Below are 14,366 nucleotides of genomic sequence, written 5' to 3'. Positions count from 1 at the left end.
CGTGGATTTTCCACAGCTTCGCCGCAGACCCATCCAGATTTAAACAAAATCTTAAGAACTATTGTCTGTAGTGAAAGACACGGGCTGAGGTATCGTCCTTTCGTCGATCTATCCGGAAACAGGAGAAGACATGGCACTTGCAGGCATCATGATGGGAACGCTGACCGGTTTCTTCTCGGCGCTGTTCAGCCTTGTTGTACTGGGCCATTCCGTCTGGACCAGTCTTCTGGTCTACTCCGGCGTCGGCATTGCAACAGCGCTGGTGCTGACGATTGCGGTGCTGTTGCGCAATCTTTCTGATGCACCGCACCTGACTGACGAGGCGACGGCCGAGGCCTGAACGCTGGGTCCAGCCTCGAACGCAGCCCGTTTAGGCGACCGTTACGCCGGGCTTTGCACCCATCCGACAATCTGACCTTCGCTCAGCGCGCCTGACTGGCGCTTGCTCTCGCGGCCGCGCTCAAAGGCGACCATGGTCGGAATACCGCGAATCCGATAGCGCGCGCCGGTGGACTGGTGGTCTTGGGTGTTCAGCTTGACCAGCCGCGCCTTGCCCGCCAGCTTCTTCGACGCCTTGGAGAACTCCGGCGCCATCATCCGGCAGGGGCCGCACCAGGGCGCCCAGAAATCCACCACCAGCGGCAGGTCATCATTCTTGGCTGCCTTTTGCAGAATGGCCGGATCGATATCCAGCGGCGCATCCGGGATCAGAGCCGCGCCACAGGTGCCGCACTTGGCGCCTGCGGTCACTTTCTCCTCGGGCACCCGATTCAGCTGGGCGCAGGACAGGCAGGTCAGGGTTTTGGCTCCCATGACAGGATCCTCCTCAAAAGGGGTCTGGCGCAGAGGGCGCTGCGCCTCTGCTAAAATATTCAAAATTCCATATAGGAATGAAACTGGCTCCAGCAAGAGGCGCACATGCACAGTCAATCACCGCCTCAGGTCATTGTGATCACACCTCTGACTGCATGCTTCCCGCCCCCATTGACGCAAATTCAGCGCCAGATCAAAATATTGATCTGTAACGTTCCATAGTAAATGAGGCCGATATGATTTCACGCCGCCTGTTTCTCGCCAGTTCCGCCCTCGCCGCGACCCTTCCTGGTTTTGCCGCTGCTGAGGGTGCTTTCGATCCGACTCCTCAGGTCGTGAGAATCAAGAAAGAATTCGCCCCCGGGCAAATTCTGGTCCTGCCCCGGTCCTATTACCTCTATTTCGTGACAGAGCCCCGCAAGGCGATCCGTTATGGGGTCGGGGTTGGCCGGGCGGGCCTGGAATTCACCGGCAGCGCGGTGATCGAGGCCAAGAAGGAATGGCCCACCTGGCGGCCGACTCAGGAAATGATCGAGCGCAGCCCGCGCACCTACAGCCGGTTTGCAGGCAACAAGTACATTCAGCCGGGCGGCCCCGATAACCCATTGGGCGCGCGGGCTCTTTACCTGTTTCAGAACGGCATCGACACCTATTTCCGCATCCATGGCACCAACCAGCCGGACACCATCGGGCATTCGGTGTCCAACGGTTGCATCCGCATGCTGAACGAACATGTGGTGGACCTTTATGAACGGGTTCCGCTGGGCACCGTCGTGACCGTTCTTTAGGCGCTGCGGGCATCGCAACAGGCGCATTTTAGCCACACAGCAAAAATCCCCACCAAGATAAGGCGCGCGTTTTTCTTGCGTGATGGGGGCAGGATGGCCAATGCTGTTACTGCGACGTTACGCGAATGACATTACTGTACGCCTTACAGGCACGGTCGTGACCATCTGCTGATGCGGCCGCCTGACCGCACCGGCGGTTAGACTGAGACTAGACTTTAGGAGTACAGACGATGGCCACAGGCACCGTCAAATGGTTCAACACAACCAAAGGCTATGGATTTATTGCCCCCGATGCGGGCGGCAAAGACGTATTTGTTCACATTTCAGCGGTTGAACGCTCGGGCCTGACCGGCCTCGCAGACAACCAAAAAGTATCCTACGAGCTGCAACCGGGCCGTGATGGCCGCGAGTCGGCCGTGGATCTGCAACTGCTCTGACTTCCGGGTAATTCCTCCGGACCAGCGCTACGATGCTGCAGCTCCCCGCTTGGGGGCTGCTGTCTCGGTTGTTCTTGCCGCAGTGTTAAGGGGCGGCTCAGCCCGAAACCCGTGCCACGAGTTGCAGCGCGACCGGACCTAGCGCCTCGATATTTTCCCGAACGCCTTCGGCATTTGGGTGGATATCGTCGTCCTGCATGAATTCTTGCGCCTTGGCGGGATCCCCTCCGACACGTTCAAAAATCCCGGCGAAGGCATCCGGGTGCAGCAGGGCACCGAACTCCTTGGCTAGATCCGGGTACACAGCGTTGAACGCGGCCCGATAATCGGGTCCATAGTTATTGGGCGCCCGCATGCCGACCAGCAGGACCTCGGTGTCGGCCTGTTCTGCGGCGCTCAGGATCTTGCTCAAATTGGCGCGCATTTCCTCGGCCGACAGGCCGCGCAGCAGATCGTTGCCGCCCAGAAGGACGATCAGAGCGTCGGGGTCATCCGCCAGCGTCCAGTCGATCCGCGCCGCCCCGCCCGCGCTCGTGTCCCCCGAAACGCCCGCGTTGGTGATCTCGACCTCGGCGCCGTGCGCCTGCAGCCAGTGTTCCAGCTGGGGCACGAATCCATCCCCCTGTGGCAGGCCATATCCCTGCACCAGACTGTCGCCAAACGCCGTGATCCGCACCGGTTCTGCCCAGGCCGCAGAGACACTGATCAGAAATCCGATTATCACCCATACCTTGCGCATTGTCACAATCGCTCCATATCCGAAAGAACACATTCAACAGGCCGCCTTTATGACAGATCAAAACCGCCCCGTTCTTCACCTCAAAGATGCGTCTTTGACCCTGAATGGCAATACCGGTCCCGTCCGTATTTTGCAGGACATCACCCTGGATGTGCACAAGGGCGAGACACTGGGCATGATCGGCGCCTCGGGATCGGGGAAATCCTCGCTCTTGATGCTGATGGGCGGGCTTGAACAATCCACCGGTGGTACCATTACGGCACTGGGGCAGGATCTGACCGCGATGAACGAAGACGCGCTGGCCCATTTCCGCCGCGATCATATGGGGGTCGTCTTTCAGAACTTTCACCTGATCCCGGCAATGACCGCACTGGAAAACGTGGCGACCCCGCTTGAGCTGGCAGGGGTTACGGATGCCTTTGAACGCGCGCAGGCGGAGCTCGACGCTGTCGGTCTTGGCCACCGTTCAGGTCACTACCCGGCGCAGCTGTCCGGCGGCGAACAACAGCGGGTGGCGCTGGCCCGCGCCCTGGCGCCGCGCCCGGCGATCCTGCTGGCGGATGAACCCACCGGCAATCTGGACGAGGCCAACGGCGCCGCCGTGATGGATCTGCTATTTGGCCTGCGCGACCGTTATGGCGCCACGCTGATCATGGTCACCCATGCGCCCGAACTCGCCGCCCGCTGCGACCGGGTCGTGCGGCTGCGCGATGGGCATCTGCTGGATGATCGGGCCACGCACGAGGCAGCGGAATGAAGTTTCCAGATCTTCGCCTCGCCTGGCGTTTTGCCCTGCGTGAGTTGCGCAGCGGGCTGAAGGGATTTCGCATTTTCCTGGCCTGCCTTGCGCTGGGCGTCGGGGTGATCGCCGCCATCGGATCAATCCGTGCCTCGATCGAGGCCGGGCTAACCCGCGAGGGTGCCACCATGCTGGGCGGCGATGCGGAGATGTCCTTTACCTACCGCTTTGCCAACGACGAAGAGCGCGCCTGGATGGCCTCCATCGCCGAGCGCAGCTCGGAAATTGCCGACTTCCGCTCAATGGCAGTAGTGGGCGATGAACGCGCGCTGACACAGGTGAAGGCGGTCGATGGGCTTTACCCGCTGACCGGGACCCTGCGCCTGTCGCCCGACATTCCGCTGGAAGACGCGCTGGCGGGATCGAATGGGTTGCCCGGCGGTCTGATGGAGCGGGTTCTGGCGGACCGTCTGGGCCTTGCGCCCGGGGATGTCTTCCGTCTTGGCACCCAGGATCTGCGCCTCGCGGCCATTATCGAAAACGAACCGGATGCGGCGGCATCCGGCTTCACCCTTGGCCCGCGCACCATTGTTGCCACAACCGCGCTGGCGCAGTCGGGTTTGCTGGAGCCGGGAACGCTATATTCCTCAAAATACCGGCTTGATCTGCCCCCCGGTGCAAACCTTGAACAGCTGCAAGCTGCCGCCGAGGAGCGGTTTGCCAATTCCGGCATGCGCTGGCGCGATGCCCGCAATGGTGCCCCGGGCATCACCTCCTTTGTAGAGCGCCTGGGCGGGTTCCTGGTGCTGGTCGGCCTCTCCGGCCTCGCGGTGGGCGGCGTCGGCGTTTCGGCCGCCGTGCGTGCCTTTCTGGCGGGCAAGACCGAAACCATTGCCACCCTGCGCACCCTTGGCGCCGGGCGGCAGGTGATCTTTCTCACCTATTTCCTGCAAATCGGGGTGCTGGCGCTCTTGGGCATTGCCATGGGCATGGCGATCGGCGGGCTTGGGCCGGTTCTGGTGGGGCCGCTGATCGCCGCGCAATTGCCATTTCCCGCGATCTTCTCAGTCTACCCCGGCGCGCTGGCCGAGGCGGCGCTTTATGGTCTGCTGACCGCCTTCATCTTTGCGCTCTGGCCGCTGGCCCGGGCTGAGCGGATCCGCGCAGCGGCGCTGTTCCGCGATGCCTTTGCCGGTGGCAGCAGCCTGCCCGCGCCCCGGTATGTGATGGCAACCGCGCTGGCACTGGCGCTGCTGGTGGCGGCGGCGGCCCTGTTCAGCGGATCGGTGCGGCTGACGCTCTGGACCGCTGGCGGGCTTGGGGGAACGCTGGCCGTCCTGATGGTGGCTGCGCTGATCCTTGGCGGTCTGGCCCGGCGCGCCGCGCGCATTGCCCGTGGACGCCCGGCGCTGCGGTGGGCACTGGCGGCCATCGGCACCTCCCGCGACGGCGCGGTTCCGGCGGTTCTGGCACTGGGTCTTGGCCTGACTGTTCTGGCCGCCATCGGACAGATCGACGGCAATATGCGCCGCGCCATCACCGGCACCCTGCCAGATGTCGCGCCCTCCTATTTCTTCGTCGACATCCAGCGCGATCAGATGCCCGCCTTTCTGGATCGGGTCGAAGGTGACCCCGCCGTCAGCCGTATCGAAAGCGCGCCAATGCTGCGCGGGGTCGTGACTGGCATCAACGGTCAGCCCGCCAGCGAAGTCGCTGGAGATCACTGGGTGGTGCGCGGCGACCGTGGCCTCACCTACGCAGGCGCCAAGCCCGAAAACACCCAAGTCACTGCGGGGGAATGGTGGGGCGAAGACTACAACGGCCCGCCACAGATCAGCCTGGCCGAAGAAGAGGCCGGAGAGCTGGGCATTGCCATCGGCGACACCATGACGGTGAATGTACTGGGCCGCGACATCACCGCCACGGTCACCAGTTTCCGTTCGGTCGATTTTTCCACCGCAGGGATGGGTTTCGTGATTGCCATGAACGAATCCGCGCTGGCCGCTGCGCCGCACAGCTATATCGCCACCGTCTATGCCGAGGAGCAGGCCGAGGCGCAGATCCTGCGGGATCTGGCCCAGGAAATGCCGAATATCACCGCGATCCGGGTGCGCGATGCGGTGGACCGGGTGTCCGACATCCTGCGCCAACTGGCAGCGGCGACTTCATACGGGGCGGCGGCAACTCTGCTGACCGGGTTCCTGGTGCTGCTTGGCACCGCAGCCGCCGGAGAACCCGCCCGCCGCTACGAGGCTGCTTTGCTGAAAACACTCGGGGCACCACGCGCGCAGATCCTGAAAAGCTTTGCACTGCGCTCCATCATTCTGGGCGCAGGCGCGGGCATGGTGGCGCTGGCGGCAGGTATCGCCGGAGCCTGGGCAGTGAATTCCTATGTGTTTGAAACCAGCTACAGCATCATCTGGCCGAATGCGCTGGCCGTGGTCGGCGGCGGGATCCTGACGACACTGCTGGCCGGTCTTGCCTTCGCCTTGCGTCCGCTGGCGGCACGCCCGGCCCGCATTCTGCGCGCCCGAGATTGATCAGCTGCCCCGATAACGGGGCGGCAACTGCGATCACCGGGTGCAGGTAGCTGGTTGCAGCAAGCGCATCAGATCCGGATTGTCGCAGATCAGAGAATCCAATGAGACGTTGTCGAGGGATTCGTAAAAAGCCTGCGCCGCATCCGAAAGCGCCAGCCGCAGCCGACAGGCATCGACCAAGGGACAGGTGTTATCGGCGTCAGCAAAACATTCCACCATCGGCAGATCGCCTTCGATATGACGAAACACGTCACCGATCCGGATCTCTGTGGCGGTTCGCCCCAGGCTCATACCGCCATTGCGGCCCCGCTGGGTGTGCAGGTAGCCAAGCTGGCTCAGCTGATTGATCACCTGCGCCAAATGATTTTCTGATATATTGCAGGACTCTGCGATCTCTGATTTGGTCACCAACCGGTCAGCATTGGCCGCACAGTACATCAGCAACCGGACGGCAATATTCGTCCTCTTTGTAATTCGCATCGTTCTGCACCCCTCAAAACATGCAGATTACAGTATATATTTTTTCAGCGCCCGATTTGACATAGATCAAATGGCAAGGAGGACCCGAGATGACCCAGACCGCTCCGTATTTCTTCGGATATGGCAGCCTCGTGAACACGGCGACCCACGATTACAGCGATCCGCGCCCTGCCCGACTGAGTGGCTGGCGCCGCACCTGGGTACATACTGATCTGCGCGACGTGGCCTTTCTAACCGCCAAACCGGCGCCGGGCGATACCATCGACGGGCTGATCGCTGCTGTTCCCGGCGCGGATTGGGCGGCGCTTGATGAACGCGAGTACGCCTATGACCGGGTTCTCGCTTCGCAAGCGGTGGGCCACGACCTGCCCGGCGCGCCGGAAATTTCGGTCTACGCGGTTCCGGCTGAGCGCCAAGCACCGGGGTCGAACCGCCATCCGATCCTGCTGAGCTATCTTGACGTGGTGCTTCAGGGATACATGCAGGTCTTTGGCCGCGAAGGCGTGATCGACTTTGTCGCGACCACCGATGGCTGGGACGCGCCTATTCTGGATGACCGCGACGCGCCCCGTTATCCGCGCCACCAACCCACCACCGCGCAAGAACGCAGCCTGTTTGACGATCTGATCGCATCAACCGGCGCCCGCAGACTGCGCCCTGCGTCATGATCTCGAAAACACTGCTCTATTTCCAGCGCCTGACGCGCCAGCTGTGGTTGAGGGTGGTTCTGATCTCACTCTGCTCCGTGCTCGCTCTGGCATTGGCGCCGCTTCTGACCCCCATGCTGCCTGAGGGGCTGAGCAACCGGTTCGGGCGTGACGCAGTCCTGCCGATCCTGACCATTCTTGCCTCTGGCATGCTGGCGGTAACGACCTTTTCGCTCAACGTCATGGTCAGCGCCTACCGGACCGCCTCTTCGATGTCTACGCCGCGGGTCTACCGACTGCTGCTCGAAGACACGGTCACGCAAAGCGTTCTTGCCACTTTTGTCGGCGGGTTCGTCTATTCGCTGTGCGCGATCATCCTGTTCCGGGCCAAGGTCTACGCGCCTGAATCCGCCATTGTCGTCTTTGCCATGACCATCTTTGTCGTGGCACTGATCGTCATCGCCATCCTGCGGTGGATCGACCACTTGTCGGGACTTGGCAGCATGGACCACACCCTGCGTCTCATTGAAACCCGTAGCCGTACCAGCCTGAAACAGCAGGCAAAACGCCCCTGCCTGGGGGGCAAACCCGCTGACAGCGATGAACAGCCAGAGGGCGCCCTGCCCATTCCGGCCAGGCGCAGTGGTTTCGTGCGTTTTGCCGATATGGCCCGCCTGAACGAAATCGCCGCCGAGGCCGATGCGCATATCACCCTGCACCGCGCCCCGGGTGATTTTGTCCTGCGCGGCCGCCCTGTCGCCTGGGCAGAAAGCGGCGATGAGAGCCTCTGCAAGGAAGCCGCAAAAGCCATTGAAATCGGCGATGTACGCAGTTTCGATCAGGATCCGGTTTTTGGCCTGACGCTGCTGGCCGAGACGGCACAAAAGGCCCTGTCGCCCGGGGTCAACGACCCTGGCACCGCGATTGAGGTGATGGGACGGCTGGAACGCCTGCTGTGGGAAACCCTCCCCGAAGATCCGACCGAGGATGACTGCATGTTTGAACATGTCAGTATGGTGCCAGTATCGCCCAAGCTTTTGCTGGACAGCAGCTTTGCCCCGATTGCCCATTGCGGCAAGGAGGACCCTTTCGTGATGAAATGGATGCAGCAAGCGCTGACTGCCCTCTCCTCGCATCCGAACAGGGAACTGGCGAATTCCGCAACCGACATGGGCAAAGAGCTGAAAGCATAGCCCTAGATCTGCTGGTACGACTGGCCTTCAAAGAAAAAGACGGCCCGGAAACCGGACCGTCTTTTTCTGGTCAATCAGGCGCAGATCGCACCCCGACCGCTCAGCCCTTGGCGCGGACCTTCTCCATCAGCGCCAGAAGGGCACTCATGTCGGGGCCGCGTTCCATGCCCGTGACTGCGTGGCGCAGCGGCATGAAGAGGGATTTGCCCTTGCGGCCAGTCGCCTCTTTCACCGCAGCAGTCCAGCTGCCCCAGGTGGTTGAGTCGTAGGGGCCATCAGGAAGCAGCGCCATCGCCTCGGCAATGAAGTCCTTGTCTTCATCCGCGATCAGCGGCTCAGCCCCGTCGCGGCACAGCGTCCACCAGCCTTCAAGGTCTTTCAGCGTGGTGATGTTTTCCTTGGCCATATCCCAGAAGGCGGCCTGTTTTTCCGCCGGAACACCCAGCGCCTCGACCTGCTCCTGGACGGCTTCCAGCGGCAGGCTCTGCAGATAGCGCCCGGTGAGCGGGAACAAATCCTCAACGTCGAATTTCGTCGGCGCGGCGCCAAAACGGTTGATGTCGAAGCCCTCGATCAGCTCGGCCATCTCGCTGCGCAACTCGACCGGGTCAGAGGAGCCCAGCCGCGCCATCAGGCTCAGCAGCGCCATCGGCTGCACGCCCTGTTCGCGCAGATCGCGCAGCGCCAGCGTGCCAAGACGTTTGGACAGCGCCTCCCCCTGCGGGCCGGTCAGCAGCGAGTGATGGGCAAATTCCGGCACCTTGCCGCCCAGTGCCTCGATGATCTGGATCTGGGTCGCGGTATTGGTCACGTGATCCGATCCACGCACCACGTGGGTGACGCCAAATTCCGTGTCATCCACGACCGAGGCCAGCGTATACAGAAACTGCCCGTCACCACGGATCAGAACCGGATCTGAAACCGAGGCCGCGTCGATCGAAATATCGCCAAGAATACCATCTTTCCATTCGATGCGCTGATGGTCCAGCTTGAATCGCCACACACCATCGCCGCGCTCGGCGCGCAGGGCGGCTTTTTCATCTTCGGACAGCTCCAGCGCAGCGCGGTCATAGACCGGCGGCTTGCCCATGTTCAGCTGCTTCTTGCGCTTCAGATCCAATTCGGTCGGCGTCTCGAAGGCCTCGTAGAACCGGCCCATCTCGCGCAGCTTGTCAGCCGCTTCATGGTAGCGGTCCAGCCGTTCAGACTGGCGTTCGATCCGGTCCCAGCCAAGACCCAGCCACTCCAGATCCTGCTTGATCGCATCGACATATTCTTCCTTAGACCGCTCGGGGTCGGTGTCGTCGATGCGCAGGATGAACGTGCCGCCAGCCTTGCGGGCGATCAGGTAATTCATCAGCGCGGTGCGCAGGTTACCCACATGGATATAGCCGGTGGGCGACGGAGCAAAACGGGTGGTGGTCATGAATGGTCTCCTGTTGCTGTGCCCCATCTCACATGGAACGGGTTTTGTCCAGTTTCGGCACCCATAGCGCCCCCTCCTTTCGGATTGGTGTCTTTGCTTGGGCCCAGAGGAGATTTACCCGCTGAACCCATCGTAAAGCGACACGATCCCGTGACCGCGCGCTGCGCGTACCTTGTCCCCCGCCAAAAAGCCCTATCTCGATCCCAAAGACCGCATAACAAGTGCCAACAAACACAGAGGAGACCAGAATATGACCGTAAAGATGTCCCGCCGCAGCGTGCTGACCGGCGCAACCGCCCTCCCCCTGGCCGCGACCGTCACACCCGCCTTGGCAGAGGGCCACGCGGCCATGGCACCGGCCACCCACGCTCGCAGTTTCAAGCTGGGCGATTTCACCGTGACGACCCTGCTGGACGGCAGCCTGCCCCGCGACGGCGCCAAGGCAATTTTCGGCGGCGGTGCAACGGACGAGGAATTCGCCGAAGTCTCGGCCCAGAACTTTATTCCTGCCGAAATGGCGCAGTTCTTTTTCACCCCCACGCTTGTCGATACCGGCAAAGAAAAGATCCTTTTCGATACCGGGCTTGGTCAGGGCGGCATCCAGAAAGCCCTGGCAGAGGCAGGCGTCACCCCGGATCAGATCGATGTGGTCGTCATCACCCATATGCACCCCGACCACATCGGCGGCATGACCACCAGCGGCGCCGCGACCTTTGCCAATGCGCGCTATGTGACGGGGCGCACCGAGTATGATTTCTGGGCCAAGATGGACGCCGAAAACCGCGTTGCCGATCTGGTTTCCAAGAAGGTGACCCCGATGGCCGAAAAGATGACCTTTGTCGAGGACGGCGGCGAAGTGGCCTCTGGTATCACGGCGATGGCCGCTTTTGGCCATACCCCCGGTCACATGACCTATATGCTGGACAGCGGCGATCAACAGTTGCTGCTGACAGCGGATCTGGCCAACCATTATGTCTGGTCCTTCGCCCACCCGGAATGGGAGGTCCGGTTTGACATGGACAAGGCTGCTGCCACGGCATCGCGCCGCCGTATTCTGGATATGCTGTCCGCCACGCGCACGCCAATGATCGGCTATCACATGCCCTTCCCGGCAGCCGGCTATGTCGAAACCCGTGGCGAGGGCTTCCGTTTTGTCCCGGTCAGCTATCAGATGATGGGCTGAGAATTGCGCCGCGCGCCTTAGCGGGCGGTGCCAATGACTTCGGGCGCGGGCATGGCTGTCCGCGCCTTTTTCGTGAACCGGCTCAGCGCAAAGGCGCGCGGGTCCACGATGGGCGCATCGCCCGTCACCAGATCTGCGGTCAGCCGCCCGGCAGCAGGGCCAATGCCAAAGCCATGGCCGGAATAGCCGGTCGAGACGAAAAGGCCCGGCAGATCGTCCACCTGCGAAATCACCGGAATGGCGTCCGGGGTCACATCAATCATGCCGCCCCAGCTTTGCACCACATCAGCAGACTGCAGGATAGGAAAGGCCTTTTGCGCCGCGGCCCAGCTGTTGCGGATCGCCTTTTGCGAGGGCGCGGGATCCAGCACCCGGCAGGTTTCGAACGGCGTGCGCTGATCCGGTGCCCAGCGCCGGTCCTGCCCCGCCTCGATCCGCCAACGGTCGGACAGGCGGAAGCGGAGGGATCGCCATTCCTCCAAGAACGCCGGGAAAAACTTCAGTGCCAGCCGCAAGCTATCGGGAACGATGTCCACCACGTTTTCGGTGCCATCGGCGATGGAATAGCCACCATCGGCGCGCTTGCGCATGGCAAATCCGGCGGCCCACATGGCCGCCTCGGGACCGCCCTGCACCGCCGAGGTTCTCAGCACAGAATTCAACACCTTGAGCTGCGGCAGCGCCACACCCGCATTGCCAAGGAACAGCCGCGACCAGGCGCCGCCCGCAACCACCACGGCCGAACAGCCGACACGGCCGCGTTCGGTCATCACGCCGCTGACCCGTCCAGCCTCAGTTTCGACGCTGCGCACGGCGCATTCGGTCATCACCTTGGCCCCGGCGGCCCGTGCAGCGCTGGCGATGGCATGGGTGGCCAGTTGCGGCTCGGCCCGGCCGTCTTCGGGCGTATGCAGCGCTGCGATGGTGCCGGTTTGATGCCCCGGCATCAGCTCCGCCAGCTGCTCTCCACGCACCATCTGTGCCGGAATGTCATAGGGGGTCAGATGCTCTGCCCAGGCCGCCAGTTCGGCCTCGGCCCGCGCCCGTTCGGCGGTGAACAGAATACCAGCCCGGGTATAGCCGGTGGGATGTCCGGTGCGAGCCTCCAGCCCGGGCCAGATCTCCATCGCCTTGGCCATCAGGGGCAATTCGCGTGGATCGCGCTGCGAGATACGCACCCAGCCCCAGTTGCGCGAGCTTTGCTCGGCGCCAATCTGGCCCTTTTCACAAAGAAGAACGGAATATCCCCGCTCGGCCAATTCGAGAGCGGTCGTAGAGCCGATGATTCCCCCGCCGATGACAACTGCATCGACACGTTTGGGCAGGGCAAGATCAGCTTGGAAATGTGGCAGCTTAGGTCCAGGCATAAGAGGTCTATGCCGTGCCCCGCGCCCCTGGTCCATGGGGCAAGAGCGCTCTTTCATCCACCCCGTGCAAGCTGTGGCTTTTTCGCGTCAGCCCAGGCACGCGGGGGTATGGTTTTCCTGCCCCTGGACGCGCACTCTTGCTGGCAAATACGCCGGTTCAGCCCGGATCGCGCCAGCGGTTTGCAATCGGGTAACGCCGGTCCAGCCAGAAGGCGCGCGGCGTCAGGCGGGTGCCCGGAGCGGACTGGAAGCGCTTGTATTCACTGATATAAATCAGGTGTTCCACCCGTTTCGCCACATCCCGGTCGAACCCGGCAGCGACGCAATCGGCAATCGAACCTTCCTCGTCCACCAGGATCGTGAGCAAGGCATCCAGCTCGGGATAATCGGGCAGGCTGTCGCTGTCTTTCTGATCCTCACGCAGCTCGGCACTGGGGGGTTTGTCGATTACATTGGGGCGGATCACCTCACCCGCCGGGCCCATCATCCAGGGCCGGTGATTGGCGTTGCGCCAGCGGCAGGTTTCAAAGACGCGGGTCTTGTAGAGATCCTTGATCGGATTGTAGCCGCCGTTCATGTCGCCATAGATCGTCGCATACCCCACCGCGACCTCGGACTTATTGCCGGTGGTCAGCAGCATCTCGCCAAACTTGTTCGACATGGCCATCAGCAGAAGGCCGCGTAGGCGGGACTGGATGTTTTCCTCGGTAATGTCGGCATCGCGCCCTTCGAACAGCGGCGCCAGCGTGTTGGTGATGGCGGCCCGCCCTTCGCTGATCGGCACGTAATCGTAATGCACGCCCAGCGCCTTGGCGACGGCTTCGGCATCGTCCAGGGATTCCGCGCTGGTGTATTCCGAGGGCAGCATCACGCAGCGCACGTTTTCGGCCCCGATGGCATCGACGGCAATGGCGGCAACGATGGCCGAATCCACCCCGCCAGACAGACCCAGAAGCGCCTTCTTGAACCCGGTCTTGGCCATGTAATCGCGCAGGGATTCGACCATGGCGCGGTAGTCCTGCTCCCATTCATCGGGGAAATGCGCTTTCTCGCCCTCGACCGCGCGCCAGCCTTCGTCGGTGCGTTCAAGATCCAGCTGGGTCACCGCCTCGTCATAAAGCGGCATCTGCAGCGCCAGCGCGCCGCCAGGGTTCAGCACGAAACTGCCACCGTCAAAGATCTGATCGTCCTGCCCGCCAACCATATTGAGGTAGATGACCGGCAGATGGGTTTCGATGCAGCGCGCCACCATCATGTTATAGCGCACCTCCATCTTGCCCCGGAAATAGGGCGAGCCGTTCGGGATCAGCAGGAATTCGGCGCCGGTCTCTGCAAGCGTCTCGGCCACGTCTTCGTGCCAGCCATCCTCGCAGATCGGGCTGCCGATGCGGGTATCGTCAATCGCATAAGGCCCACCCAGCGGCCCGGCATCAAAGACGCGAACCTCGTCAAAGACGGTTTCATTGGGCAGGTGGTGTTTCAGGATGCGTGATGCGATCCGCCCGTCCTTGAGGATCAGATAGGCATTATAGAGCTTGCCACCCTCGGCCCAGGGCGCGCCGATGGCCAGCGCGGGCCCGTCGGCACAATCCTGCGCAAGCTGTTCGGCAGCCGCCATGGCGGAGCGGTGGAACACCGGCTTCATCACCAGATCCTGGGTGTTATAGCCTGTCAGGAACATTTCGGGCAGCGCCACAAGCTGCGCACCGGCCTTGCGACCTTCCTCCCAGGCCGCGTGGGCCTTGGCCGCATTGCCCGCAATATCGCCGACCGTCGGGTTCAGCTGCGCCAGAGAGATACGGAAACGGTCTGCCATGGTGGTCGTGCCCTTCGCAAAACTTCTTCTCAGCCGTTTACCAGATCCCCGGCCAAGGGAAAGAGTGCAGGCCGCAAAAGACATTGCGACAGGCCGCCCTGTCGCATAGTTTCGCAGCTGAGATGCAACATCAGGCGGTGTTCCATCCGCAGACTGGCACCGCGCCCGGCCCATTGGTCCGGCGCAGAACTAAAGGGC

At 62.3% G+C, this 14,366-nt stretch carries 14 protein-coding genes; 8 read left to right on the top strand and 6 right to left on the bottom strand.

What is annotated here, in order from left to right:
* Nucleotides 1–130: 130 nt before the first annotated feature.
* Nucleotides 131–340, top strand: coding sequence for a hypothetical protein (locus SM765_RS07855; protein ID WP_274831237.1), 210 nt, complete (start codon nt 131–133; stop codon nt 338–340).
* Nucleotides 341–381: 41 nt separating this feature from the next.
* On the opposite strand, the gene trxC is transcribed toward SM765_RS07855, so the two are convergent.
* The gene (gene trxC / locus SM765_RS07850; RefSeq protein ID WP_274836363.1) at nt 382–813 is read right to left on the bottom strand and encodes a thioredoxin TrxC; all 432 of its coding nucleotides are present in this window, start codon (nt 811–813) and stop codon (nt 382–384) included.
* A 236-nt stretch (nt 814–1,049) separates the two neighbouring features.
* Between trxC and SM765_RS07845 the strand changes: the two genes are divergently transcribed.
* Complete coding sequence (locus SM765_RS07845; protein ID WP_065272778.1) at nt 1,050–1,601, top strand: L,D-transpeptidase; 552 nt, start codon at nt 1,050–1,052, stop codon at nt 1,599–1,601.
* A 230-nt stretch (nt 1,602–1,831) separates the two neighbouring features.
* Nucleotides 1,832–2,038, top strand: coding sequence for a cold-shock protein (locus SM765_RS07840; RefSeq protein WP_065272777.1), 207 nt, complete (start codon nt 1,832–1,834; stop codon nt 2,036–2,038).
* A 97-nt stretch (nt 2,039–2,135) separates the two neighbouring features.
* Here the strand turns inward: SM765_RS07840 and SM765_RS07835 are convergent, their stop codons facing one another.
* A complete protein-coding gene (locus SM765_RS07835) occupies nt 2,136–2,777 on the bottom strand; it encodes an arylesterase (RefSeq protein ID WP_274827810.1) in 642 nt (213 codons plus the stop codon).
* Nucleotides 2,778–2,826: 49 nt separating this feature from the next.
* On the opposite strand from SM765_RS07835, the gene SM765_RS07830 reads away from it, so the two are divergent.
* Complete coding sequence (locus SM765_RS07830) at nt 2,827–3,534, top strand: ABC transporter ATP-binding protein (protein ID WP_274836364.1); 708 nt, start codon at nt 2,827–2,829, stop codon at nt 3,532–3,534.
* On the top strand, nt 3,531–6,056 hold the full coding sequence (locus SM765_RS07825) for an ABC transporter permease (RefSeq protein WP_274837684.1): 2,526 nt from the start codon (nt 3,531–3,533) through the stop codon (nt 6,054–6,056). Before SM765_RS07830 ends, SM765_RS07825 begins: the two co-directional genes overlap by 4 nt.
* 33 nt (nt 6,057–6,089) lie before the next feature.
* Here the strand turns inward: SM765_RS07825 and SM765_RS07820 are convergent, their stop codons facing one another.
* Complete coding sequence (locus tag SM765_RS07820; RefSeq protein WP_065272774.1) at nt 6,090–6,536, bottom strand: RrF2 family transcriptional regulator; 447 nt, start codon at nt 6,534–6,536, stop codon at nt 6,090–6,092.
* A gap of 89 nt (nt 6,537–6,625) precedes the next feature.
* Between SM765_RS07820 and SM765_RS07815 the strand changes: the two genes are divergently transcribed.
* Together SM765_RS07815 and SM765_RS07810 are read left to right on the top strand one after the other, a co-directional pair.
* A complete protein-coding gene (locus SM765_RS07815) occupies nt 6,626–7,204 on the top strand; it encodes a gamma-glutamylcyclotransferase family protein (RefSeq protein ID WP_274837683.1) in 579 nt (192 codons plus the stop codon).
* Nucleotides 7,201–8,376: a DUF2254 domain-containing protein gene (locus tag SM765_RS07810; protein ID WP_274837682.1), complete on the top strand. Its 1,176-nt coding sequence runs from the start codon at nt 7,201–7,203 to the stop codon at nt 8,374–8,376. Before SM765_RS07815 ends, SM765_RS07810 begins: the two co-directional genes overlap by 4 nt.
* A 100-nt stretch (nt 8,377–8,476) precedes the next feature.
* Here the strand turns inward: SM765_RS07810 and gltX are convergent, their stop codons facing one another.
* Complete coding sequence (gltX, locus tag SM765_RS07805; protein ID WP_274837681.1) at nt 8,477–9,802, bottom strand: glutamate--tRNA ligase; 1,326 nt, start codon at nt 9,800–9,802, stop codon at nt 8,477–8,479.
* A gap of 250 nt (nt 9,803–10,052) precedes the next feature.
* Here gltX and SM765_RS07800 point away from each other — a divergent pair, with 250 nt between their 5' ends.
* Nucleotides 10,053–10,985: an MBL fold metallo-hydrolase gene (locus SM765_RS07800; protein ID WP_274827805.1), complete on the top strand. Its 933-nt coding sequence runs from the start codon at nt 10,053–10,055 to the stop codon at nt 10,983–10,985.
* A 17-nt stretch (nt 10,986–11,002) separates the two neighbouring features.
* Here SM765_RS07800 and SM765_RS07795 read toward each other — a convergent pair whose 3' ends face one another.
* Nucleotides 11,003–12,352, bottom strand: coding sequence for an NAD(P)/FAD-dependent oxidoreductase (locus tag SM765_RS07795; protein ID WP_274837680.1), 1,350 nt, complete (start codon nt 12,350–12,352; stop codon nt 11,003–11,005).
* 157 nt (nt 12,353–12,509) lie between these two features.
* On the bottom strand, nt 12,510–14,168 hold the full coding sequence (locus SM765_RS07790; protein WP_274837679.1) for an NAD+ synthase: 1,659 nt from the start codon (nt 14,166–14,168) through the stop codon (nt 12,510–12,512).
* Nucleotides 14,169–14,366 lie beyond the last annotated feature (198 nt).

The organism is Pseudophaeobacter sp. 1A09344, from assembly GCF_041008745.1.
GTDB lineage: Bacteria > Pseudomonadota > Alphaproteobacteria > Rhodobacterales > Rhodobacteraceae > Phycobacter > Phycobacter gallaeciensis_A.
This window is presented reverse-complemented; position numbering and strand designations above follow the sequence as displayed.

Coding starts and splice junctions, on each gene's coding strand:
- SM765_RS07855 (WP_274831237.1), top strand. CDS start 131: ATGGCACTTGCAGGCATCATGATGGGAACGCTGACCGGTTTCTTCTCG.
- trxC (WP_274836363.1), bottom strand. CDS start 813: ATGGGAGCCAAAACCCTGACCTGCCTGTCCTGCGCCCAGCTGAATCGG.
- SM765_RS07845 (WP_065272778.1), top strand. CDS start 1,050: ATGATTTCACGCCGCCTGTTTCTCGCCAGTTCCGCCCTCGCCGCGACC.
- SM765_RS07840 (WP_065272777.1), top strand. CDS start 1,832: ATGGCCACAGGCACCGTCAAATGGTTCAACACAACCAAAGGCTATGGA.
- SM765_RS07835 (WP_274827810.1), bottom strand. CDS start 2,777: ATGCGCAAGGTATGGGTGATAATCGGATTTCTGATCAGTGTCTCTGCG.
- SM765_RS07830 (WP_274836364.1), top strand. CDS start 2,827: ATGACAGATCAAAACCGCCCCGTTCTTCACCTCAAAGATGCGTCTTTG.
- SM765_RS07825 (WP_274837684.1), top strand. CDS start 3,531: ATGAAGTTTCCAGATCTTCGCCTCGCCTGGCGTTTTGCCCTGCGTGAG.
- SM765_RS07820 (WP_065272774.1), bottom strand. CDS start 6,536: ATGCGAATTACAAAGAGGACGAATATTGCCGTCCGGTTGCTGATGTAC.
- SM765_RS07815 (WP_274837683.1), top strand. CDS start 6,626: ATGACCCAGACCGCTCCGTATTTCTTCGGATATGGCAGCCTCGTGAAC.
- SM765_RS07810 (WP_274837682.1), top strand. CDS start 7,201: ATGATCTCGAAAACACTGCTCTATTTCCAGCGCCTGACGCGCCAGCTG.
- gltX (WP_274837681.1), bottom strand. CDS start 9,802: ATGACCACCACCCGTTTTGCTCCGTCGCCCACCGGCTATATCCATGTG.
- SM765_RS07800 (WP_274827805.1), top strand. CDS start 10,053: ATGACCGTAAAGATGTCCCGCCGCAGCGTGCTGACCGGCGCAACCGCC.
- SM765_RS07795 (WP_274837680.1), bottom strand. CDS start 12,352: ATGCCTGGACCTAAGCTGCCACATTTCCAAGCTGATCTTGCCCTGCCC.
- SM765_RS07790 (WP_274837679.1), bottom strand. CDS start 14,168: ATGGCAGACCGTTTCCGTATCTCTCTGGCGCAGCTGAACCCGACGGTC.